At 71.1% G+C, this 21,831-nt stretch carries 19 protein-coding genes; 16 read left to right on the plus strand and 3 right to left on the minus strand.

Features of this window, described 5'->3' with window-relative positions:
- The first annotated feature begins 15 nt into the window (after positions 1-15).
- Genes ACODT0_RS20420 through ACODT0_RS20445 form a run of 6 tightly spaced genes read left to right on the plus strand, consistent with a single transcriptional unit; the run spans position 16 to position 5,605 of the window.
- Positions 16-1,218 (plus strand): alpha-hydroxy acid oxidase, encoded by a 1,203-nt coding sequence (locus ACODT0_RS20420; protein ID WP_489042155.1) that lies wholly within the window; start codon positions 16-18, stop codon positions 1,216-1,218.
- Positions 1,211-2,083: a branched-chain amino acid ABC transporter permease gene (locus ACODT0_RS20425; RefSeq protein ID WP_093350744.1), complete on the plus strand. Its 873-nt coding sequence runs from the start codon at positions 1,211-1,213 to the stop codon at positions 2,081-2,083. Before ACODT0_RS20420 ends, ACODT0_RS20425 begins: the two co-directional genes overlap by 8 nt.
- A complete protein-coding gene (locus ACODT0_RS20430; RefSeq protein WP_057593306.1) occupies positions 2,080-3,024 on the plus strand; it encodes a branched-chain amino acid ABC transporter permease in 945 nt (314 codons plus the stop codon). The genes ACODT0_RS20425 and ACODT0_RS20430 overlap by 4 nt, the downstream gene beginning before the upstream one ends.
- Before the next feature lie 3 nt (positions 3,025-3,027).
- Positions 3,028-3,789, plus strand: coding sequence for an ABC transporter ATP-binding protein (locus ACODT0_RS20435; protein WP_057593305.1), 762 nt, complete (start codon positions 3,028-3,030; stop codon positions 3,787-3,789).
- Entirely contained in the window at positions 3,786-4,496 is a 711-nt protein-coding gene (locus tag ACODT0_RS20440) for an ABC transporter ATP-binding protein (protein WP_057593304.1), read from the plus strand. The genes ACODT0_RS20435 and ACODT0_RS20440 overlap by 4 nt, the downstream gene beginning before the upstream one ends.
- Positions 4,497-4,510: 14 nt before the next feature.
- Positions 4,511-5,605 (plus strand): enolase C-terminal domain-like protein, encoded by a 1,095-nt coding sequence (locus ACODT0_RS20445; RefSeq protein WP_489042156.1) that lies wholly within the window; start codon positions 4,511-4,513, stop codon positions 5,603-5,605.
- 3 nt (positions 5,606-5,608) lie between these two features.
- Here the strand turns inward: ACODT0_RS20445 and ACODT0_RS20450 are convergent, their stop codons facing one another.
- Positions 5,609-6,505, minus strand: a complete 897-nt coding sequence (locus tag ACODT0_RS20450; RefSeq protein WP_203204107.1) for a LysR family transcriptional regulator — start codon at positions 6,503-6,505, stop codon at positions 5,609-5,611.
- A 247-nt stretch (positions 6,506-6,752) separates the two neighbouring features.
- Positions 6,753-7,580 carry a transglutaminase-like domain-containing protein gene (locus tag ACODT0_RS20455; protein ID WP_057593301.1) on the minus strand — a complete coding sequence of 276 codons (828 nt, stop codon included), beginning with the start codon at positions 7,578-7,580 and terminating at the stop codon, positions 6,753-6,755.
- A 291-nt stretch (positions 7,581-7,871) separates the two neighbouring features.
- Between ACODT0_RS20455 and ACODT0_RS20460 the strand changes: the two genes are divergently transcribed.
- Complete coding sequence (locus ACODT0_RS20460; RefSeq protein WP_172705381.1) at positions 7,872-8,021, plus strand: hypothetical protein; 150 nt, start codon at positions 7,872-7,874, stop codon at positions 8,019-8,021.
- 37 nt (positions 8,022-8,058) lie between these two features.
- Complete coding sequence (gene katE, locus ACODT0_RS20465; RefSeq protein WP_057593300.1) at positions 8,059-10,263, plus strand: catalase HPII; 2,205 nt, start codon at positions 8,059-8,061, stop codon at positions 10,261-10,263.
- A gap of 6 nt (positions 10,264-10,269) precedes the next feature.
- On the opposite strand, the gene ACODT0_RS20470 is transcribed toward katE, so the two are convergent.
- A complete protein-coding gene (locus tag ACODT0_RS20470; RefSeq protein ID WP_057593299.1) occupies positions 10,270-11,160 on the minus strand; it encodes a LysR family transcriptional regulator in 891 nt (296 codons plus the stop codon).
- A 76-nt stretch (positions 11,161-11,236) separates the two neighbouring features.
- On the opposite strand from ACODT0_RS20470, the gene ACODT0_RS20475 reads away from it, so the two are divergent.
- The 8 genes from ACODT0_RS20475 to ACODT0_RS20510 all read left to right on the plus strand — a co-directional run bounded on the left by ACODT0_RS20475 (position 11,237) and on the right by ACODT0_RS20510 (position 21,830).
- Complete coding sequence (locus ACODT0_RS20475; RefSeq protein ID WP_261209098.1) at positions 11,237-12,085, plus strand: HpcH/HpaI aldolase family protein; 849 nt, start codon at positions 11,237-11,239, stop codon at positions 12,083-12,085.
- Between the two features lie 31 nt (positions 12,086-12,116).
- Complete coding sequence (locus ACODT0_RS20480; RefSeq protein ID WP_093350769.1) at positions 12,117-12,995, plus strand: amidohydrolase family protein; 879 nt, start codon at positions 12,117-12,119, stop codon at positions 12,993-12,995.
- Between the two features lie 34 nt (positions 12,996-13,029).
- On the plus strand, positions 13,030-14,124 hold the full coding sequence (locus ACODT0_RS20485; RefSeq protein ID WP_489042157.1) for a hypothetical protein: 1,095 nt from the start codon (positions 13,030-13,032) through the stop codon (positions 14,122-14,124).
- A 6-nt stretch (positions 14,125-14,130) separates the two neighbouring features.
- On the plus strand, positions 14,131-15,333 hold the full coding sequence (locus tag ACODT0_RS20490; protein ID WP_489042158.1) for a DUF5624 domain-containing protein: 1,203 nt from the start codon (positions 14,131-14,133) through the stop codon (positions 15,331-15,333).
- 128 nt (positions 15,334-15,461) lie between these two features.
- The gene (locus ACODT0_RS20495; protein WP_489042159.1) at positions 15,462-16,430 is read left to right on the plus strand and encodes a Bug family tripartite tricarboxylate transporter substrate binding protein; all 969 of its coding nucleotides are present in this window, start codon (positions 15,462-15,464) and stop codon (positions 16,428-16,430) included.
- Between the two features lie 117 nt (positions 16,431-16,547).
- Positions 16,548-17,585 (plus strand): porin, encoded by a 1,038-nt coding sequence (locus ACODT0_RS20500; RefSeq protein ID WP_489042160.1) that lies wholly within the window; start codon positions 16,548-16,550, stop codon positions 17,583-17,585.
- Between the two features lie 171 nt (positions 17,586-17,756).
- On the plus strand, positions 17,757-19,856 hold the full coding sequence (locus ACODT0_RS20505) for a CHAT domain-containing protein (RefSeq protein WP_489042161.1): 2,100 nt from the start codon (positions 17,757-17,759) through the stop codon (positions 19,854-19,856).
- A gap of 258 nt (positions 19,857-20,114) precedes the next feature.
- Positions 20,115-21,830, plus strand: coding sequence for a ShlB/FhaC/HecB family hemolysin secretion/activation protein (locus ACODT0_RS20510; RefSeq protein ID WP_413761598.1), 1,716 nt, complete (start codon positions 20,115-20,117; stop codon positions 21,828-21,830).
- Position 21,831 lies beyond the last annotated feature (1 nt).

Consider the following 21,831-nt stretch of genomic DNA (forward strand, 5'->3'; position numbering starts at 1 on the left):
ATCGACGGAGAGCGCATGAATCTCAATGCGAACGATCGCCGCCGGCAGGCGCGCCGGCGGTTGCCGCGCTTCGTCTTCGACTACGTCGACGGCGGCGCGGAGACCGAGGACTGCCTGCGGCGCAACGAGGCCGACCTGGCCGCGCTGCACCTGGTGCCGACCGCACTGCGCGACACCCGCCATGCCGACCCCGGCATCACCGTGTTCGGCCGGCGCTGGACCGCGCCGCTGGGCGTGGCGCCCGTGGGCTTCTCGGGCCTGGTGCGCCCGCATGGCGACACCCTGCTGGCCTGCGCGGCGGCCGCCACCGGCGTGCCGCACGTGCTGTCGACGCCATCGAACGACCGGCTCGAGGCGGTGCGCGAGGCCGCGCTGCGGCGCGACCCCGAGGCGCTGCAATGGATGCAGCTCTACGTGATGGGCGATCGCGCCATCGCCGAGCAGCTGGTGCGCCGTGCGCGCGCCGCCGGCTATTCGGCGCTGGTGCTGACGGTCGACGCGGCCGTGAGCGGCTTGCGCGAGCGCGACGTGCGCAACGGCTTTCGGCTGCCGTTCCGCTTCACGCCCTCGACCCTGCTCGACCTCGCGCTGCATCCGCGCTGGTCGCTCGCGATGGCGATGCAGGGCCGCTCGCCCTCGTTCGTCAACCTGGCCGAGGCCGACGACGGCGCCACCTCGGCCCAGCTGCAGGCCGCGCTGCTGTCGCGCACCATGGACCGCACCCTGGCCTGGGAGCACCTGGCCTGGCTGCGCCGGCTGTGGGACGGCCCGCTGCTGGTCAAGGGCCTGCTGCATCCGGGCGACGCCGCGCTGGCCGTGCGCCACGGCGCCGACGGCATCGTGGTGTCGAACCACGGCGGCCGCCAGCTCGACGCGGCGCCCTCGACCATCTCGGTGCTGCCGCGCATGGTCGATGCCGTGGCCGGGCGCATCCCGGTGTTCGTCGACGGCGGTTTCCGGCGCGGCAGCGACGTGGTCAAGGCGCTGGCCGCCGGCGCCACCGCGGCCTTCGTCGGCCGCGCCGCGGTCTGGGGCATGGCCTGCGACGGCGAGGCGGGCGCGCGCGGCGTGCTGGCCGGCCTGGTCGACGACATCGCCCGCACCCTGGTGCTGCTGGGCGCCGACCGCGTGGACGAGGTCGCGCCCCATCACCTGCTCGCCAACCTTCCCTTTCCCGGCAGCGCCGGGCTTTCCCACGCCGGAGCACGCCATGGCTGACTTCATGCAATTCGTCTTCTCGGGACTCACCACCGGCGCGATCTACGCGCTGGCCGCGCTGGGCTTCTCGCTGATCTACAACGCCAGCGGCGTCATCAACTTCGCGCAGGGCGACTTCCTCATGCTCGGCGCCATGATCACGGCCGCGCTGCTCGGCGCCAGCCTGCCCTACGGCGTGGCCGTGGCCGGCGGCGTGCTGGCCACGGTGGTGGCGGGCCTGCTGCTGTACCGGCTCGCGATCAAGCCCGCGGGCGAGGCCAGCGTGGTGTCGCTGATCATCATCACCATCGGCGCCTCGATCTTCATCCAGGGCGTGGTGCAGATCGTGCTCGGCAAGAACCAGCAGACCCTGCCGGCCTTCAGCGGCGACGCGGCGCTGTCGATCCTCGGCGCCTACGTGCTGCCGCAGAGCCTGTGGGTGCTGGGCACGGCCGCGCTGCTGGTGGCGCTGTGCTTCGCCTTCTTCCGCTTCACCATGGTGGGCAAGGCGATGCTCGCGGTGGCGGCCAATGCGCTGGCCGCGCGCGCGGTCGGTATCCCGACCTCGCGCGTGCTGCAGCTCTCGTTCGGCCTCTCGGCGCTGCTGGGCGCCGTGGCCGGCGTGGTGGCCGCGCCGATCACCACCACGGTCTACGACATCGGCCTGATGCTGGGCATGAAGGGCTTCGTCGCCGCCACGCTGGGCGGGCTCGGCAGCGCGGGCGGCGCGGTAGTCGGCGGCCTCATCGTCGGGCTGCTCGAGGCGCTGATGGCGGGCTATGTCTCCTCGGCCTACAAGGACGCCGTGCCCTTCGTGCTGATCGTGTTCATCCTGCTGGTCATGCCGCACGGCCTGTTCGGCAGCAAGGGAGCGGAGCGCGTATGAAGGCGTCCTCGCGGGCGCTGCTGCGTCCCTCCCTGCTGCTGCTGGCCCTGGTGCTGGCGCTGCTGCCGCTGGCCATGCCCAACAACTACGTGATCGACGTCGCGGTGCGCATCGCGCTGGCGGCCATCGCCGCCATCGGGCTCAACCTGCTGATGGGCTTCGCGGGCCAGATCAGCATCGGCCACGCGGCCTTCGTCGCCATCGGCGCCTACGGCAGCGGCATCGTGACGGCGCGCTTCGGCTGGCCCGCGCTGCCGGCCATCTGCGCCGCGGCCGTGGGCGCGGCGCTGGTGGCCTGGCTGATCGCCAAGCCGATCCTGCGTCTCAAGGGCCATTCGCTGACCATGGCCACGCTCGGGCTGGGCGTGATCGTCAACATCGTGCTGATCAACGAGGTCGACTGGACCGGCGGCCCCGACGGCATGCCGGTGCCGCCGCTGGCGGTGGCCGGCTTCGCCTTCGCCAAGGTGCTGCACTGGTACGCGCTGGCGGCGGTGCTGCTGTGGCTCGCGGTGCTGCTGTCGCTCAACCTCTACGAATCGCCGGCCGGGCGCGCGCTGCGCGGCCTCAACGGCTCCGAGGTGGCGGCGCGCGTGATGGGCGTGGACGTGGCGCGCTTCAAGGTGCGCGCCTTCGTGGTGTCGGCCGTGTTCGCCGCGGTCTCGGGCAGCCTCACGGCGCACTACCTGGGCTTCATCAGCCCCTCGCTGGCGGCCTTCACGCATTCGGTGGAGCTCGCGACCATGGTGGTGTTGGGCGGCATGGCCTCGACCTTCGGCGCGCTGCTCGGCGCCGCGCTGCTGACCGCGCTGCCGCAGCTGCTGGGCGGCCTGCACGGCTACGAGATGGTGTTCTTCGGCCTGGTGCTGATGCTCACCATGATGTTCCTGCCCAAGGGGCTGGTGCCCACGCTCGCGCTGCGGCTGCGCAGGAAGGGCTGAGCCATGCTCGAAGTGAAGAACCTCAGCAAGTCCTTCGGCGGCGTGCACGCCATGCAGGACGTGAGCTTCAGCGTGCGCGCCGGCTCGGTGCATTCGGTGATCGGGCCCAACGGTGCCGGCAAGACCACGCTGTTCAACCTGATCAGCGGCGTCTACGAGCCCACGCGCGGCGAGATCCTGCTCGACGGCGAGAACGTGGCGGGCATGGCGCCCGACCGGCTCGCGCGGCGCGGCATGAGCCGCACCTTCCAGAACCTGCAGGTGTGCATGAACATGACCGCCTGCGAGAACGTGATGCTCGGCGCCCACCTGCACACGCGCAGCTCGCTGCTGGGCGGCATGACCGGCGCCACGCGCCGCGCCGATGCCGCGCTGCGCGAGGAGGCGCTGCGGCTGATCGACTACGTGGGCGTGGGCCGCCATGCGCATGCCCATGCCACGCAGCTCTCGTTCGGCCTGCTCAAGCGGCTCGAGATCGCGCGCGCCCTCGCGAGCCGGCCGCGCCTGCTGCTGCTCGACGAGCCGGCCGCGGGCCTCAACGACACCGAGACCCACGAGATCACCGAACTGATCCGCAGCATCGCCGCCTCGGGCGTGACGGTGCTGCTGGTGGAGCACGACATGAAGCTGGTGATGAACATCTCCGACCACCTGCTGGTGCTCGACTACGGCCGCAAGCTCGCCGAGGGCACCGCCGCCGAGGTGCGCGCCAATCCGCAGGTGATCGCGGCCTACCTGGGCACCGAGGCGGAGGCTGCCGCATGAGCGATGTCGCACTGGAAGTCAGCGGCCTGCGCGCCGGTTACGGCCGCATCGAGGCGCTGCACGGCATCGACCTGCGGGTCGGCGCGGGCGAACTGGTGGCGCTGGTCGGCGCCAACGGCGCGGGAAAGACCACGCTGTTGCGCGCGGTCTCGGGCCTGATCCGCGGCAGTGCCGGCAGCGTGCGCCTGTTCGGCCGCGAGATCGCGCGCGACAGCGCCGACGCGCGCGTGCGCGCCGGCCTGGCGCAGGTGCTCGAGGGCCGGCAGGTGTTCGGCCCGCTGTCGGTGCAGGACAACCTGCTGCTGGGCGGCTACACGCGCGCCGAGCGCCGCGCGCAGCGGCTGGACGAGATGTACGCGCTGTTCCCGGTGCTCGGCGAGAAGCGCCTGCTGGCGGCCGGCACGCTGTCGGGCGGCCAGCAGCAGATGCTGGCGATCGCGCGCGCGCTGATGTGCGAGCCGCGCATGCTGCTGCTCGACGAGCCCTCGATGGGGCTGGCGCCGCTGCTGGTGAAGGAGATCTTCGGCGTCATCGCGCGGCTGAAGTCGCGCGGCATCCCGATCCTGCTGGTGGAGCAGAACGCGCATGCCGCCCTCTCGGTGGCCGATCGCGGTTACGTGCTCGAGACCGGCGCCATCGCGCTCGGCGGGCCGGCCGCGCAACTGCTCGGCGACGAGCGCGTGAAGGCCGCCTACCTGGGCCTGTGAGGAACCACGCACGCATGAACTCCATCCCCGATACCGGCCTGCGCGTGGCCGACGTGCAGGCGCGCTGCGTCAACGTGCCGCTCGAGCATCCGGTGCGCACCAGCGTGGGCGTGGTGGCGACCGCGCCGCTGGTGCTGGTCGACCTGCACGCGGACGACGGCACCGTCGGCCATGCCTACCTGTTCACCTACACGCCGCTCGCGCTGCGCGCCACGCGGCGCATGGTGCTGACCCTGGGCAGCGTGCTCAAGGACCAGCCGCTCGCGCCCTTCGACCTCGACCGGCTGCTGGCGCAGCGGCTGCGTCTTTTGGGCCGCACCGGCATCGCGCTGATGGCCGGCGCCGGGCTGGACATGGCGGCCTGGGACGCGCTGGCCAGGGCGCGCGGCGTGCCGCTGGTCGAGCTCTTGGGCGGCACGCGCCGCGCCATCGCCGCCTACGACAGCCACAGCATGGACGGCCTCGCGCTCGGCACGAAGCGCGCCGCGCTCGCGGCGGCGCAGGGCTTTCGCACCATCAAGACCAAGATCGGCCATGCCACGCTGGCGGAGGACCTCGAGGTGGTGCGCGCGCTGCGCGCCGTCGTCGGCGAGCGTGTCGAGCTGCTGGTGGACTACAACCAGGGCCTGAGCGTGCCCGAGGCGGTGCGCCGCATCCGCGCGCTCGAGGACGAGGGCGTCGGCTGGGTCGAGGAGCCCACCTTGCAGGAGGACTACGCGGGCCATGCGCGCATCCGCGAGCGCGTGGCGCTGCCGCTGCAGATGGGCGAGAACTGGTGCGGCCCCGAGGAGATGGCCAAGGCGCTGCAGGCCGGTGCCTGCGATCTCGCGATGCCCGACGCGATGAAGATCGGCGGCGTGACCGGCTGGCTGCGCGCCGCCGCGCTGGCGCAGGCGCACGGCGTGCCGATGTCGAGCCACATCTTCCAGGAGGTCAGCGTGCACCTGATGGCGGTGACGCCGACGGCCCACCTGCTCGAGCGCATGGACCTGGCGGCGCCGGTGCTGGCACGGCCGCTGGCCTTCGAGGACGGCATGGCGACCGCGCCGGCCGAGCCCGGCACCGGCATCGCGTGGAACGAGGAGGCCGTCAGGCGCTGCCTCGTGTGAGGTTCAGAGCTTGCCGAGCGTGCGCACGATCTCGTCGACCAGCCAGCGGTGCGCCGCGCTGTACTCGTGGCGCGCATGCCAGTGCGCCTGCACCTGGAAGTCGGGCAGCGCCAGCGGCAGCGGCAGCGCCTTGAGCCCGCCCTGGCGCACGTAGAGGTCGGCCACGCGCGAGGGCAGCAGCACCAGCAGGTCGCTCTGCGACAGCAGCTGCGGCAGCACGGTGAACTGCGGCACGCGCGCCACGATGTTGCGGTTGATGCCGCGCTCGGCCAGCATGTCCTCGATCAGGAAGTGGCCCGAGCGCGGCGACGACACCATCACGTGGCGCGCCGCCGAGAAGGCCGCGAGGCTCATGCGCTCGCCGATGCTCGGATGGCTGGCCGACATCAGGCACACGTAGTGCTCGCGAAACAGCAGCGCGCCGTGCATCGGCGAACCGAGCGAGGGGATGTTGCCGACCGCCATGTCCAGGCGCCCGGTCGACAGCTCCTCGCCCAGCGTGTCGGAGATCTGCGCGATCTCGATCTCGATGCGCGGCGCCACCTCCTGGAAGCGGCGCAGCAGCGGCGGCACGAAGTACAAAACGCCGATGTCCGACATCGCGAGCCGGAAGCGCCGCGTCGAGCGCAGCGGATCGAAGCTGGCGTTCTGCTCGAGCGTGCCCTCGACCATGGTCAGCGCCTCGCGAAAGCGCTGGAACAACTGCTCGGCCATGCCCGTGGGCACCAGGCCGTCGCTGCCGCGCGAGAACAGCCGGTCGAGGTAGACCTTGCGCAGCTTCGCCAATGCGTAGCTCACGGTCGACTGCGTGACGTCGAGCCGCTCGGCCGCATGGGTCACGCTGCGGGTTTCGTAGATCGCGACGAACACGCGGACGAGGTTGAGGTCGAGGTGGCTCATGCGGGGCTGAATGTGCCACATGAATGCGGGATCGGGCAGCCGTACGCAGAGGGCGCGAAGATTACGCGAAGGACGCGAAAGAACAGCCGAAATGTGTGGGCCGCGCCCAGGCGATCGCCGTGCGCCCAACATCGCAGGAACGGTGCGAGGCGGTCGTGCGACGACAGCCCACTTTTTGGGGTTTTCTTCTGCGTCCTTCGCGAAACCTTCGCGCCCTCTGCGTACGGCTGCCCGTATTCAGAACCCCCTAGACCTCCACAGTCGTCACCTCGAAGCGCGCCAGCGTGTGCGCGCCGAACATCATCGTGATCGGCACGTCGGCCGCGTCGCGCCCGCGCGCCACCGTCACGCGGCCGATGCGGCGCTGGTTGTGGCGCGCGTCGAAGGTGTGCCAGCGGTCGCCGAGGTAGACCTCGAACCAGGCGCTGAAGTCCATCGGCGAGCGCACCGGCGGCACGCCGATGTCGCCGAGGTAGCCGGTCACGTAGCGCGCCGGGATGTTCATGCAGCGGCACAGCGTGATCGCCAGGTGCGCGAAGTCGCGGCACACGCCGGTGCCCTCGCGCAGGCCCTGCGCGGCGGTGCGCGTGGCGCGCGCGCTCGCGTAGTCGAAGCGCAGGTGGCCGTGCACGAAGTCCGAGATCGCCTGCACGCGCGACCAGCCCGGCGCCACGCCGCCGAAGCGGTCCCAGGCGAACTGCAGCAGCTCGCTGTCGACCTCGCAGTAGCGGCTGGGCAGCAGGAAGGCCAGCGTCTCCACCGGCAGCGCGGCGGGGGCGTGCTCGACGGCGTCGCGCTCCACCGGGTCGGGCGTGCCGGGGTCGGCGATCACGGCCTGGTTGCGCAGCCGCACGTTCGTCACGCCCGCGGGGATCTGCACGCGCGCGCAGGCGTTGCCGAAGGCGTCGAAGTAGTGGTCGGTGAACAGCGGCGGCTCGAGCGTGAGCTGCTCGCCGCCGCCGCGCAGGTCCGCCACGCGCGAGGGATGGACCTGCAGCATGTAGACCAGCGCGGTGGGCGCGATGGGGGCCGTGGCGAGCGCGAGCTCGATGTCGAAGCCGATCCGGATGAGCATGGGTTCTTTCGCGGGGGAGATTCCCCGACACCCATCTTGGGGTCGAAGACATGCGCGCGCGCGGGGTCAACGCGCGCATCGCTCGTAGTCCGTCGCGCTGTCGGCGTCTTCCTACCGCAGCGGCGTCCGCTCTCCCACAGACGGGGGCGGGGCGCCACTACGGGTTTCGCGCGGTGCGACCCCTACGCTCGGTCTCCGCCCGTATCGAAGCCAGGCAGGGAGAGGTCGCAAGTCCTGGCCAGAGCGATCCATATCGCACGGGCGCGTTCAACCGGTCCGCTGGAGGGAATCATGGAGTTTTCGTCGCTGTTCGACTCGTTCGCCACCCATTGGGGCGACGAGATCCTGATCTGGTCCGTTGCCGCCGTCGCTGGCTGCATCTGCCTGGTCGCATTGGTGAATGTGCTGGACATGCTTCTCGACAACGGCGGCGCCGGATGAGCCTGAGCTCCTTCCAAGACACCCAGAAAGCCCCTCGATGACGCCACAGAACAAGGCCGCCGCCCGGCGCGCCAAGCCCGCCAAGACTTCCAGAGCGGGGGACGCCAGCGATGCCAAGCAGCAGCAGCTCGAGGGCTTCACGCTCGACCACGGGGCCGAGCTGACGACCAACCAGGGCCTGCGGATTCCCGACAACCACAACTCGCTGAAGGCCGGACGGCGCGGACCCACGCTGCTCGAGGACTTCATCCTGCGCGAGAAGATCACGCACTTCGACCACGAGCGCATCCCCGAGCGCGTGGTGCATGCGCGCGGCGAGGCGGCTCACGGCTACTTCCAGGTCTACAAGTCGATGTCGCAGTTCACCAGCGCCGACTTCCTGCAGGACCCCGATGCGAAGACGCCGGTGTTCGTGCGCTTCTCCACCGTGGCCGGTTCGCGCGGCTCGGCCGACACCGTGCGCGACGTACGCGGCTTCGCCGTCAAGTTCTACACCCGCGAGGGCAACTACGACCTCGTGGGCAACAACGTGCCGGTGTTCTTCATCCAGGACGCGATGAAGTTCCCCGACCTGATCCATGCCGTGAAGCCCGAGCCGCACCACGAGATGCCGCAGGCCGCGAGCGCGCACGACACCTTCTGGGACTTCGCCTCGCTGATGCCCGAGACCACCCACATGCTGATGTGGGCCATGAGCGACCGCGCGATCCCGCGCAGCCTGCGCATGATGGAAGGCTTCGGCGTCCACACCTTCCGCCTCGTCAACGCACGCGGCGAGAGCCACTTCGTGAAGTTCCACTGGAAGCCCAAGCTCGGCATCCACGGCCTGGCCTGGGACGAGGCGCAGAAGATCGCGGGCAAGGACCCCGACTTCCACCGCCGCGACCTCTGGGAGGCGATCGAGAACGGCGACTTCCCCGAATGGGAGCTCGGCGTGCAGATGATTCCCGAGGGGAAGGAGGGCACGCTGGGCTTCGACCTGCTCGACCCCACCAAGCTGATCCCCGAGGAGATGGTGCCGGTGCAGAAGATCGGCCGCATGGTGCTCAACCGCAACCCCGACAACTTCTTCGCCGAGACCGAGCAGGTGGCGTTCCACCCGGGCCACCTGGTGCCGGGCATCGACTTCACCAACGACCCGCTGCTGCAGGGGCGGCTGTTCTCGTACACCGACACGCAGATCTCGCGGCTGGGCGGCGCCAACTTCCACGAGCTGCCGATCAACAAGGGCGTGTGCCCGTTCCACAACTTCCAGCGCGACGGGATGCACCGCCAGACCATCGCGCGCGGCCAGGTCGCCTACGAGCCCAACACGCTGGGCTCGGGCGCCGAGTTCCGCGTGGACGGCGACAGCGCCGGCTTCCAGAGCTATCCCGACGCCGACTACGAAGCGCCCAAGCTGCGCCGCCGCAGTCACACCTTCGACGACCACTTCACGCAGGCGCGCCTGTTCTTCGAGAGCCAGAGCGCGCCCGAGAAGGAGCACATCGTCGCGGCCTTCCGCTTCGAGCTGTCGAAGGTGGAGGTGCCGGCGATCCGCCAGCGCATGGTCGACAACCTCGCGCACGTCGACGAGAAGCTGGCGCGCCGCGTGGCCGAGCCGCTGGGCATCGGCGAGCCCGATGCGCGCGCGGCCGCCGGGCGCGCGGGCTTCCGCGAGCACCGCATCCACCTGCCGATCGAGGAGTCGCCCGCGCTCAGCATGGCGGGCACCGGCGACGGCTCGATCCGCACGCGCAAGGTCGCGATCCTGGTGGCCGACGGCATCGACTCGGCCTCGCTCAAGCCGATCCGCGAGGCGCTCGAACAGGCCGGCGCCCAATGCAAGGTCGTGGGCCCGCGCCTGGGTTCGGTGGTCAGCGGCTCCAAGCGCCAGGTCGACACCGACGCCACCTTCGCCAACATGCCCTCGGTGATGTTCGACGCGGTGCTGGTGCCCGCGGGCGCCGAGGGTGCGCGCGCCCTGGCCGCCAGCGGCGACGCGGTGCACTTCGTGCTCGAGGCCTTCAAGCACTGCAAGGCCGTGTGCACGGTGGGCGAGGGCGTGCAACTGCTGTCCACCCTGGGCATCGCCGCCGACACGCCGGCCGACAGCCTGCCGCCGGGCGTGGTGGTGGCGGCCACGCCGGTCACCAACCTCGGCGACACCAGCGCCGCGCAGCAGATCGCGCAGGACTTCGTCGCCGCGATCGCGAAGCACCGGCACTGGGACCGGCCGAACATCGACGCCGTGCCGGCCTGAGCCCGCTCAGACCCGTGCCGAACGCCGCAGCTGCTTGAGCAGCAGGCCCAGGTACGGGTTCGGGTCGGCCTCGCGGTAGCCCAGGTGCAGCGCCGAGACGGCGCTCTTCTCGCGCAGCCGCTGGTAGACCACGCCCTCGAGCCGGATCGACTCGGTGCCGCTGGGCACGATCGCGAGGCCCACGCCGGCCGACACCAGGCCGACGATGGTCGAGGCGTCGCGCGCCTCCTGCACCATGCGCGGGCGGAAGCCCGCCTTCGAACACAGCTCCTGCACCTTCCAGTACAGCCCGATGCCCGAATGGCGCGGGTAGAGGATCAGCGGCTCGTCGCGCAGGTCGGCGATGCGCACCGGGGCCCGGCTCAGCGGATGCGTGGCCGGCACCGCCACCATCAGCGGCGCCTGGTACCAGGCCTCGATCGCGATGCCCGCGGGGATCGGCACGTTGGGATGGCGCAGGATGCCGAGGTCGAGCTCGTGGCCGTGCACCGCGTCGAGCTGGTCGAGCGAGGTCATCTCGTGCAGCGCCAGCGCGATGCGCGGATGCGCGGCCTGGAACTCGCGGATCGCGGCCGGCAGCGTGGCCGACAGCATCGACGAGGCGGTGTAGCCCAGCGCGATCTTGCCGATGCCGCCCGTCGCCGCGTCGCGCGCCTCGCCCTTGGCCGATTCCACCGAGGCGAGGATCGCCTGCGCGCGCTCGAGGAAGTGGCGCCCGGCCTGCGTGAGGTGCACGCGGCGCTTGTCGCGGTCGAGCAGGCGCACCTGCAGCTCCTCCTCGAGCAGGCGGATCTGCGTGCTCAGCGGTGGCTGCGCCATGTGCAGCCGCTGTGCCGCGCGCGTGAAGTTCAGCTCCTCCGCCACCGCCACGAAATAGCGCAGATGCCGTAGTTCCATCGATATCTCCTGCGTATGGGAATCTGTGAGCAATCAGTATTTCCAAATATAAGGCCGACTGCCTACAGTCGCCGCCATGGAGACAAGAGACACCCCTTCGCCGGCCTCCGCCGGCAGCACCAGCCCCGTGATGCAGCGGCTCGCGCGCCGCCAGTGGGTGGCCGCGCTCGGCGTGCGCCATGCGCGCGGCGCCGAGATCGCGCGGCTGGCCAAGGCCAGCGGCCACCATGCGATCTGGGTCGACCTCGAGCACAGCGCGATGCCGATCGACGCGGCCGGCGCCATCTGCGCCACCGCGCTCGACATCGGCCTGGTGCCCTTCGTGCGCGTGCCCGAACGCGAATACGGCGTGATCGGCCGGCTGCTCGACGCGGGCGCGGCCGGCATCATCGTGCCGCGCGTGGAAACGGCCGAACAGGCGGCCGACGCGGTCGCGGCCTGCCGCTTTCCGCCCGAGGGCCATCGCTCGGCCATCGCCGCGCTGCCCGCCTTCGGCTATCGCCGGCTGCCCGCCGCCGAACTGCGCGAACGCGCCAACCGCTCGACCGTGGTCAAGCTGCTGATCGAGAGCCCGCGCGGCATCGAGAACATCGAGGCCATCGCCCGCGTGCCGGGCGTGGACCTGCTGGCGATCGGCAGCAACGACCTCGGCGCCGAGATGAACCTCGCGGGCGGCCCCGCCGTGCATCCGCGGCTGCGCGAGGCGCACGACGCCGCGCTCGCGGCCTGCGCGCGCGCCGGCAAGCCGCTGGCCATCGGCGGCGTGGCCGACATTGCCTACGTGGCCGACTGCATCCGCCGCGGCGCCGCCCCCTTCCTCATGACCGGCATCGACACCGACCTGCTGCTCGCCGTGCTGCACGAGCGCGTGGCGCAGGCGCTCGATTCGGTGCGGCCGCTCGACGGCGCCGTTCTGCTCGACTGAGCTCCTTCGAATTTCCGATCCGACCTTTTCCATGACCGACCAGATCCTCGTTTCCAAGCCGATGCGCGATGCGCAGACCCTGACCCGCGCCGCCTTCGAGGTGCCCGCCGGTGCCTGCGACGCGCACGTGCACGTGTTCGGCCCCGAGGCACGCTACCCGCGCGTGCCCGCGCCGCACTACACGCTGCCCGACGGCGACCTGCCGCAGCTGCGCGCCGCGCTCGGCGTGCTCGGCCTCGAGCGCTTCGTGATCGTGCAGCCCAGCTTCTACGGCACCGACAACCGCTGCATGCTCGATGCGCTCGACCTCGCGGGCGATGCCGCGCGCGGCGTCGCGATGGTCGAGGACGGCACCTCGGCGGAGGAACTCGCCGCGATGCATGCGCGCGGCGTGCGCGCGCTGCGGCTCGACCTGTTCCTGCGCTCGGGCCTGCCGACGGCCGAGCTGCAACGCTTCATCGCGCGCAGCGTGGAGCGCACGCGCGCGCTCGGCTGGCACGTCCAGTTCTACACGCCGGGCTGGGTGGTGCGCGACCTGATCCCGTTCCTGCCCGAGATCGAGAGCGACTTCGTGATCGACCACATGGGCTACATGCTCGAGAGCGACGGCCTCACGCGCGCCGACTTCGACCGCCTGCTGCGCGCGGTGCACGATGGCCGCGGCTGGTTCAAGCTCTCGGGCCCGTACCGGCTCGCCAAGGACGGCAACTACGAGCGGCTGCGCCCGCTCGCGCAGGCCATCGTCGAGGCCGTGCCCGAGCGCGTGATCTGGGGCAGCGACTGGCCGCACATTCCCGAGGGCGGGCGCGACACCGGCGAGCTGCTGAACCTGCTGGGCGACTGGATCCCCGACGCCGCCGCGCGCCGGCGCATCCTGGCCGACAACCCGGCGCGGCTGTTCGGGTTCTGAGACCATGGATGCCTCCACGATCGAAAGCCCGGCCATGCAACTGAACTGCATCCAGGAACTCGCCACCACCGGCGCGCGCGCGGTGGCCGGCTTCGTCCACGGCGGCACGCGCTACCTCGCGGTGCCGCAGCTGGCGCGCGACGTCGAGGGCCAGCCCGCGAAGATGACGCTGGGCGACAGCGACCTCGAGATGCCCGTGTACCGATGGGAGGGCGGGCGCTTCGTGCCGCATGCCAGCCTGCCGGTGCCCGGCGGCGAGGACGCCGAGTTCTTCCGCATCGGCGAACGCGCCTTCCTCGCCACCGCGAGCCTGCGCAGCGGGCGCGATCCCTACACGCTGGCCGTGCCGTCGACGATCTTCGAGCTGGTCGACGGCCGCTTCGAGCCCTTCCAGCGCATCGACGGCTTCGCGGCCAAGCAGTGGCACCACTTCGCGATCGGCGAACGGCACTTCCTCGCGCTCGCGCAGGGCGTGACCCTGCCGGGCGAGCAGCCCGCGCGGCCGGTGTCGTCGTGCCTCCTCGAATGGGACGGCGCGCGCTTCGTGCCGTTCCAGGACGTGCCCTCGGCCTGGGGCTACAACTGGGCCTTCTTCGAGGTCGGCGGCGAGCGGCTGCTGGCCCATGCCGACCATGCCGTGCCCTCGCTGCTGCTGCGCTGGAACGGCGAGCGCTTCGAACCGTTCCAGCAGCTCGATGGCCGCAGCGGCCGCGCCTTCTGCTTCTTCGAGACCCAGGGCCAGGCCTGGCTGGCCTTCGCCAACCTGCATGGCGACACGCTGCTCTACCGCTGGCAGGACGGCGGCTTCGCGGTCCACCAGGTGCTCGCGGGCCCGGGCGGGCGCGAGTTCGCCTGGCGCGGCGACGCCGAGGGCGGGCATCTCGTGCTCGTCAACTTCCTGCACGGCACGCGCGAGGCGCCGATCCCCGAGCTCGAGTCGATCGTGTTCCGCATGGACGACGGCCGGCTGGTCGAGGCCGCGCGCTTCGCGACCTCGGGCGGCACCGACGCCGCCTTCTTCGAGGCCGACGGCGCGCTGCATCTCGCGGTGGCCAACAGCCTGAGCGCGGCGGTGCGCTTCGCGACGCCCAGCCGCATCTACCGCGTCGACGCTTCCACCAACGGCTGACCCGTCATGGCCACCTACGCACCCCACGAAAGCCCCGAGCTGGTCCGCCTGTTCGAGACCTACACGGCCGGGCCCACGAGCATCGGCGCCACGCTGACGGCGCGCACCGCCGCGGCCAGCGCGCACGATCCGCTGATCGTCGCGACCAGCACCGACATCGTGCTGTTCCCCGGCGGCGGCCGGCCGCCCGAGATCGAAGGCTTTCGCATGTCCACGCGCGGCTTCAAGGAGCTCGCGGGCATCTCGCACCACGGGCCCGCGGTGGCCTCGCTGCTGCGGCTGCGCGAGCTCGATCCCGAGGGCGAGCTCTGGCGCGCGGAGACCCGACGCCTGATCGACAGCACGCGCGCCGCGCGCGCCGCCAACTCCGAGGCGCTGTGGCGCGACACCGTCGCGGTGCCCGCCTACCGCGGCCGCGAGGCGCGCATCGCGCAGCTGGTCGACTACTCGTGCGCGCTGACCGAGCGCTACCTCGAGCGCGCGCTGCGCGAGCCCGACAGCTTCACCGCCGCCGACATGCGCGAGCACTACATCGAGGCGCGCGGCGATGCCGCGGGTGCCACGGTGCCGATGAACGCCGTGATGATCGCCACCTTCTTCCTGGTCGGCATGGACACCGGCCACCGCGTGATCGGCTGGTTCGACCGCCATGCGATCGACTGGTCGCGCGCCATGGTGCTGATCGTCGGCCGCCAGGGCCGGCCCACGGCCGGCGTGACCTGGACCACCAATTCGGTCGCCGCCATGATCCTCGCGGCTTCGGGCCAGCGGCTCGCGCTCGACCGGCTCTACATCGCGCCGCACGGCCCGAGCTTCAAGGTGGCCGAGCTGCCCGACCTCGCGGCGGTGCGCGCCTTCGAGGAGCCGCTGCGCCAGATCTGGGCCCACACGCGCACGGTGAGCGAACTCGGGCCGCTGATGTACGAGGGCTATCCGCGCTTCGAGCCCGGCGCCGCGGGGCGGCCCCGCATCGACGCGCGGACGGAGTCGGTCGGCGAGATGCCCGCGATCGCGAGTCCCGACGACTGGTTCGCGCTCAATACGCGGCTGCGCGTGGTGCTCGAGGACCCGCGGCAGCTGCTCTCGGGCTGCGTGGTCGACTACGCGGTCGACCAGCTGCGTGCCAACGGCAACGACCCCGCGCGGCTGGTGGTGCCGGGGCTGGACAACGTGAGCTATCCACCGCTGGCGCTACGCGCAGGCGGTTGAGCGGAACGCGGCGGACCGATCGGGTTTGCGGAGGCGGGACAGCAAAAGAAGAAGAGCAGGACGGCAGGCACGCCGGCGGCGACGCCGCGCGCATTCGATTCATAGAAAAGAGAAACGGAGACAAGACCATGAGAAAACTCGCAACCCTGTGGGGCGCCGCCCTCGCGCTGACGCTGGCCGGCGCCGCCGCGCAGGCGCAGTCCGGCGCCTGGCCCCAGCGCCCCATCAGGATCATCACGCCCACGCCGGCCGGCGTGGGCTCGGACGTGTTCGCGCGCGCCTATGCCGAGCGGCTCGGCCAGATGCTCAAGACGCCGGTGGTGGTCGAGAACCGCCCCGGCGCGCTCGCGGCGATCGGCACCGACGCGGTCGCCAAGGCCGCGCCCGACGGCTACACCATCCTGTTCTCGACCAGCAACCCGTTCACCATGACGCCGTTCCTGCTGTCGAAGCTGCCCTACAACCCGCAGACCGACCTGGTGCCGGTCACGCAGGCGCTCAAGGGCGGTTCGTTCATCGTCGCCAATCCCTCGGTGCCCGCGAAGAACCTGGTGGAGCTGGTGGCGCTCGCGAAGAAGGACCCGGGCCGCGTGAGCTTCGCCTCCTACGGCTCGGGCAGCACCGCGCACCTGGGCTTCGAGCTGCTGCAGGATGCCGCGGGCATCGAGCTGCTGCACGTGCCCTACAAGCAGAGCGCCATGCCCGACGTGATCGCGGGCCAGGTGATGCTGGGCTTCGAGCCGCCGATCTCCGCGCTGCCCAACATCCGCGCTGGGCGCATCAAGCCCATCGCCTACACCGGCAGCCAGCGCAGCGCCGCGCTGCCCGACGTGCCCACGCTGGCAGAGCGCTATCCGGGCCTGGAGGTGTTCACCTGGCTCGGCTTCTGGCTGCCCGCGAAGACGCCGAGCGAGATCGTCGACCGCTTCAACCGCGAGATCCGCGCGGCCACGCAGTCGCCCGAGATGCAGAAGCTGATCGCCGAGGCCGGCCTCGAGCCGATGGGCACCACGCCCGAGGAGACGCGCGCCATCGTGCGGCGCGAGGCCGAGGCGATGGGCAAGCTCATCAAGGCCAAGAACATCCGCATCGACTGAGCGCCGGGGCCGGGCCTCGCCCCGCGCCACCTCGCAAGCCTTTTCCATTTCGACCGCGCCGCGCCGGCCCGAGGGCCGCAGCGCCGGCTTTCGCTCGCCCATTTCTCGGAGACACCCATGCGCAACATCCCCTTCGCGTTCCGCGCTGTCCTGGCCGCCCTGTTCCTTTCGTCCCTGCCGCTGCTCTCGCAGGCCCAGTCGAGCGTGCAGGTCTTCGGCACCGTCGACCTCAACTTCACCTACAGCAAGGCCGGCGGCAAGAGCGTGCGCGCCATGGACCAGGGCGGCAACATCTTCCCGAGCCGGCTGGGCTTTCGCGGCAGCGAGGACCTGGGGGGCGGGCTGGTCGCGAGCTTCTGGCTCGAGTCGGCGCTGCTGCCCGACACCGGCGAGTACCAGGGCGTCTACTGGCACCGGCGCTCCACGCTGAGCCTGTCGAGCCGGACCTGGGGCGAGCTGCGGCTGGGCCGCGACTACGTGCCCACCTTCTGGAACGTCTCGCAGTTCTCGCCCTTCGGCACGGTGGGCGTGGGCGGCTCGGCCGCGATGGTCGAGGGCTGGCCGTTCGGCCTGGGTGGCGCGCGCACGCTGGTGCGGGTCGACAACTCGGTCGGCTACTTCCTGCCGCGCGACCTCGGCGGCTTCTACGGCCAGGCGATGTACGCGATGCCCGAGGGCGCCGAGGGCATGCGCTATGCGGGCGCGCGCCTGGGCTATGCCAGCGGCCCGCTCGACATCGCGGCCGCCTATGGCCGCACGCCGGTGGCCAACGGGCAGGTCTACCGCACCGCGACCGTGGGCGGCACCTACGACTTCGGGCCGGTGAAGCTCTACGCCAACTACCACCGCCACCAGACGTACAACGACCGCCAGGTGCACCTGATGGTGGGCGCGAGCATGCCGGTGGGCCCGGGTGTCATCAAGGTGTCGGCCGCGCGTGCCAATCGCAGCGGCCCCGGCCTCGATGCCGACGACGCGACCCAGTTCGCGGTCGGCTACGTGCACTGGCTCAGCAAGCGCACCGCGGTCTACACGGCCTATTCGCGCATCCGCAACCGCGGCAACGCGGCCTACGTGGTCGCCGATTCCTCGCCGGCCGGCTCGCCCGGCATGCCCTCGAGCGGGCTGCAGTTCGGCATCTCGCACAACTTCTGAGGCCGTGGCCCTAGTCCATTTGCGCTAGACCGTATTGCGAATAGGCGGGGGTAGGGGCCGTCCCTAGACTTTCCCCACGAGGCCAGAACGGCGCGCACTTCCGCGGCGTCGATGCCCGCCAAGGCGGGCATGCCGGCCGCGCGCGGGGGTCCAATGGCGAGGTTTTCGAGAATGGGATGGGCGCTGGGATGGGCCGGCGTGGTGCTGCTGACGCAGCTGTCGCCGGTGCAGGCGCAGGAAGGCCCGAGCGCCGAGGCCGCGGCCAGCAAGATGGAGCAGGCCCGGCTCGCCGACACCGACACGCTGCTGGCGCTGACCAGCGAAGGCGCGGTGCTCTACGGCCAGGACAACGTCAAGCTCTCGGGCTACCAGTACTGCAGCCAGGCGGTGGCGCTGGCCGAGTCGGGCGAGTTCCGCCAGAGCGTGCGCGCCGCGAGCAAGGCGCTGCACCTGGCCAACACCACCAACGACCCGAACCTGCGTGCCATGGCCAACCGCGACCTGGCCATCGTCTACAGCTACTCGGGCCAGCTCGAGAAGGCCGAGCAGTTCGCCCGCGAGGCGCTCAAGAGCGAGGCGCGCGACCCCAAGCTGGTGGTGGGCCCGGTGCAGAAGGTGATCGGCGACGTGCGCACGCGCCGCGCCGACTACGAGGGCGCGATCCTCAGCTACGACGAGGCGCTCGCCAACAGCTCGCCGCGCTATGCGCCGCTGGTGCAGGCCTCGCTGGTCAATGCGCTGATCGAGTCGGGCACGCCGGCCAACACGCAGCGCGCGCGCGAACTGATCGGCACGCTGCCGCAGCCGAAGGACGCACCGCTGGCCGCGCAGCTCGACCGCACGCGCGCGCGGCTGCTGCTGGCCGAGAACAAGCCGGCCGAGGCACGCGACCTCTACCGCACGCTGGCCACGCGCCAGGTCGGCGCGGACAGCGGCTACTACCAGCTCTGGGCCTGGGACGGCGTGGCGCGCAGCGAGGTGGCGCTGGGCCAGAAGCAGGCCGCGGCCGAGGCCGTGGGCCGCGCGCTCGATGGCGTGGACAAGGTGCGCGCGAAGTTCCGCAGCGAAGAATTCAAGATGGGGCTGTTCTCCGACCTGCAGTCGGTGTTCGAGCGCGGCGTGGCGATCTACAGCGACGCGGGCGACAGCGCCCGCGCCTTCGAGGTCAGCGAGCACAGCCGCTCGCGCGCGCTGCTCGACGCGGTGCGCGGGCGCGCCAAGCTCAGCGAGCAGGCCGCCGCCACGGTGGACCTGGCGACGCTGCAGCGCACGCTGGCCGCCGACGAGCGCGTGGTGCAGTTCCATTCGCTGCCCGACCGGCTGATGGTGTGGGTGGTGAGCCCCGCGGGCATCGAGAGCAAGACGATCCCGGTCAGGCGCGAGGAACTCAACGAACTGGTCGAGACCTTCCGCAACACCATCGTGCGCGGCCGCCGCACCGCGATCACCAACGCCGACAAGCTCGGCGCCGCGCTGCTCGGCCCGCTGAACCTGCAGCCCGGCCAGCGGCTGGTGATCGTGCCCCACGGTCCGCTGCACTACCTGCCGTTCCAGGCATTGCGCCTGAACGGCCGCTACGTGATCGAGACGCACCCGGTGGCGGTGGCGCCGTCGATCAGCATCGCGGTGCAGCTCGCGCAGCGCACGCCGCGCGTGAACGCCACGCTCACGGCCTTCGGCAATCCGCGCATCGAGGACAAATACGACCTGCCGGGCGCGGAGAGCGAGGTCAAGCAGCTCGCTCAGTACTTCCCGAGCAACAGCGTCTACATGGGCGCGGCCGCCACCAAGACGCAGTTCCGCGACGTGGCCGCGCGCTCGCCGCTGATGCACGTGGCGGCGCATGCGGAAGCCGACGAGGTCGATCCGCTGTACTCGCGCATCCTGCTGGCCAACGAGGGCGGCAAGCAGAATTTCCTCGAGGCGCACGAGATCCTCGAGCTGCCGATGCAGGGCACGGCCCTGGTGACGCTGTCGGCCTGCGAGTCGGGCCTGGGCCGCATCGCGCAGGGCGACGAGGTGCTGGGCTTCACGCGTTCCTTCCTCTCCGCGGGCAGCTCGAGCCTGATCGCCTCGCTGTGGCCGGTGTCGGACGACGCGACGGCGGTGCTGATGAGCACGCTCTACGGCGAACTCGCGAAGGGCCGCGACCTGCAGAAGGCGATGCAGGCGGGGCAACTGGCGGTGCTCAAGGATCCCAAGATGTCGCATCCCTTCTTCTGGGCGCCGTTCAATCTGATCGGCAACTGGCGTCTGACGGTGGGAGGCTGAAATGAAACACCAACAGCCGGACGCAGAGGACGCGAAGATTTCGCAAAGGGCGCGAAAGAGAAATTCAAAAATTTTCTTGCCTTCCTTTTGCGTCCTTCGCGAAATCTTCGCGTCCTCTGCGTCCGGAAGTCCGCTTTCGTTTTCGACCCCGTCTGTCGCTTCATGCGATGCGGGTGGCGCGCAGCGCAATGGATAACTGAGATGCGAAACGAAAACCTCTCGAAAAGCCCGCGCCCCGATGCGCGGCGGAGCATCCCCATGCGCGTCCTGCAACGCTCCACGCCGATCGCCCTCGCCGTCTCCGCCCTGTTCGGCGCCGCCTTGCTCGTGGCCGCCCAGCGTGCCCATGCCACCGAGGCCGAGGAGACCGCGCTGCTGCCCACGCAGGACCCCTGCGGCAGCTGCAACCGGCCCATCGCCCAGGCCACCGGCGGTGTCGCGCCGCAGACCCTGCCCGCGCCGTCGCGCAACACCTCCGCCACCGGTGCCTTCAAGCTCAACGACCTGCGCCTCAATGGCGTGAAGGCGCTGAGCAACGAGGAACTGCAGTCGATCACCACGCCCTACATCGGCCGCGACGTCACGCTGGCCGACCTCGAGGAGCTCGCGAAGGCGATCACCGCGCGCTACAAGGAGCGCGGCTACTTCCTCGCGCAGGCCGTGGTGCCCGTGCAGACCGTGCGCGACGGCATCGTCGAGATCAGCGTGATCGAGGGCCGGCTGGGCCGCGTCGACGTGCTGGTGGCACCCGAGGCACCGATCGCCGAGGCGCGCGTGCGCGGCTTCCTCGCGCCGCTGCAGCCGGGCGAGGCCGTCAACGCACCCGCCTACGAACGCGCGATGCTGCTGCTGTCGGACCAGCCCGGCGTCAAGGTGTCGTCGGCGCTGCAGGAGGGCACGCAGCCCGGCACCACCGATCTGTCGGTCGAGGTCGCGGCCGCGCCGCGCTGGGCCTTCACCGCCGAGGGCGACAACCACGGCACCAAGGAGTCGGGCCGCTACCGGCTCGGCGGCACCGTGCGCTGGCTCAGCCCCTTCGGCATCGGCGACAACCTCGATGCGCGCGTCATGGTGTCCGACAGCAATGCGCTGCAGTACGGCCGCATCGCCTACGAGGCGCCGATCGGCACCAGCGGCCTGCGCGCCGGCATGGGCCTGGCGCGCGTGAGCTACGACCTCGGTGGCCAGTTCTCCGACCTCGACGCGCAGGGCCGCGCCGACGTGCTCGATTTTTCGCTCAACTATCCGCTGATCCGCCAACGCCAGCAGAACCTGTTCCTGCGGCTGACCGCCGACTTCAAGGACCTGCGCGACGAGATCCGCGCCGTCGACTACGACGTCAAGAAGCGCGTGCGCGGCATCGGCCTGGGCTGGACCTGGGAGCGGCGCGACGAGGTCCTCGGCGGCGGCTACTGGGCCAGCACCGGCACTCTTTACCACGGCTCGCTGTCGATCCGCGACCCGCAGACCCTCGCGGCCGACCAGGCCTTCGGCGGACGCCAGACCGAGGGCGGCTTCACCAAGATGAGCTTCCAGCTCTCGCGGCTGCAGTCGATCGTGCCGCGCCATTCGCTCTATCTCTCGATCGGCGGCCAGTGGGCCAGCAAGAACCTCGATGCTTCCGAGAAGCTCGCGCTCGGCGGCGCGCGCGCGGTGCGCGCCTACCCCTCGGGCGAACTGCTGGCCGACCAGGGCGTGATCGGCACCGTCGAATGGCGCTGGTCGGTCAACGAGGAGCTCACGCCCTTCGTGTTCTACGACGCGGCGCGCGGCAAGCTCGCGCGCCATCCCTCGCCCTTCGACGGCGAGAACTCGCGCAGCCTGCGCGGCTACGGCATCGGCCTGAGCTGGTCGCGCCCGGGCAATTTCTCGATCAACGCGACGCTGGCCTGGCGTGACGGCACACCGCGGGCACAGACCGACGGCGGCGGCCACAACCCGCGGCTGTACGTCCAGGTTCAAAAGGCGTTCTGAC

It is taken from the genome of Variovorax sp. FG153, from assembly GCF_057809595.1.

What these genes read in the sequence shown, in the direction of transcription:
- ACODT0_RS20435 (WP_057593305.1), top strand. Translation starts at nt 3,028, where the DNA reads ATGCTCGAAGTGAAGAACCTCAGCAAGTCCTTCGGCGGCGTGCACGCC.
- ACODT0_RS20500 (WP_489042160.1), top strand. Translation starts at nt 16,548, where the DNA reads ATGCGCAACATCCCCTTCGCGTTCCGCGCTGTCCTGGCCGCCCTGTTC.
- ACODT0_RS20495 (WP_489042159.1), top strand. Translation starts at nt 15,462, where the DNA reads ATGAGAAAACTCGCAACCCTGTGGGGCGCCGCCCTCGCGCTGACGCTG.
- ACODT0_RS20430 (WP_057593306.1), top strand. Translation starts at nt 2,080, where the DNA reads ATGAAGGCGTCCTCGCGGGCGCTGCTGCGTCCCTCCCTGCTGCTGCTG.
- ACODT0_RS20445 (WP_489042156.1), top strand. Translation starts at nt 4,511, where the DNA reads ATGAACTCCATCCCCGATACCGGCCTGCGCGTGGCCGACGTGCAGGCG.
- ACODT0_RS20505 (WP_489042161.1), top strand. Translation starts at nt 17,757, where the DNA reads ATGGGATGGGCGCTGGGATGGGCCGGCGTGGTGCTGCTGACGCAGCTG.
- ACODT0_RS20480 (WP_093350769.1), top strand. Translation starts at nt 12,117, where the DNA reads ATGACCGACCAGATCCTCGTTTCCAAGCCGATGCGCGATGCGCAGACC.
- ACODT0_RS20470 (WP_057593299.1), bottom strand. Translation starts at nt 11,160, where the DNA reads ATGGAACTACGGCATCTGCGCTATTTCGTGGCGGTGGCGGAGGAGCTG.
- ACODT0_RS20475 (WP_261209098.1), top strand. Translation starts at nt 11,237, where the DNA reads ATGGAGACAAGAGACACCCCTTCGCCGGCCTCCGCCGGCAGCACCAGC.
- ACODT0_RS20420 (WP_489042155.1), top strand. Translation starts at nt 16, where the DNA reads ATGAATCTCAATGCGAACGATCGCCGCCGGCAGGCGCGCCGGCGGTTG.
- ACODT0_RS20460 (WP_172705381.1), top strand. Translation starts at nt 7,872, where the DNA reads ATGGAGTTTTCGTCGCTGTTCGACTCGTTCGCCACCCATTGGGGCGAC.
- katE (WP_057593300.1), top strand. Translation starts at nt 8,059, where the DNA reads ATGACGCCACAGAACAAGGCCGCCGCCCGGCGCGCCAAGCCCGCCAAG.
- ACODT0_RS20485 (WP_489042157.1), top strand. Translation starts at nt 13,030, where the DNA reads ATGCAACTGAACTGCATCCAGGAACTCGCCACCACCGGCGCGCGCGCG.
- ACODT0_RS20455 (WP_057593301.1), bottom strand. Translation starts at nt 7,580, where the DNA reads ATGCTCATCCGGATCGGCTTCGACATCGAGCTCGCGCTCGCCACGGCC.
- ACODT0_RS20510 (WP_413761598.1), top strand. Translation starts at nt 20,115, where the DNA reads ATGCGCGTCCTGCAACGCTCCACGCCGATCGCCCTCGCCGTCTCCGCC.
- ACODT0_RS20440 (WP_057593304.1), top strand. Translation starts at nt 3,786, where the DNA reads ATGAGCGATGTCGCACTGGAAGTCAGCGGCCTGCGCGCCGGTTACGGC.
- ACODT0_RS20490 (WP_489042158.1), top strand. Translation starts at nt 14,131, where the DNA reads ATGGCCACCTACGCACCCCACGAAAGCCCCGAGCTGGTCCGCCTGTTC.
- ACODT0_RS20450 (WP_203204107.1), bottom strand. Translation starts at nt 6,505, where the DNA reads ATGAGCCACCTCGACCTCAACCTCGTCCGCGTGTTCGTCGCGATCTAC.
- ACODT0_RS20425 (WP_093350744.1), top strand. Translation starts at nt 1,211, where the DNA reads ATGGCTGACTTCATGCAATTCGTCTTCTCGGGACTCACCACCGGCGCG.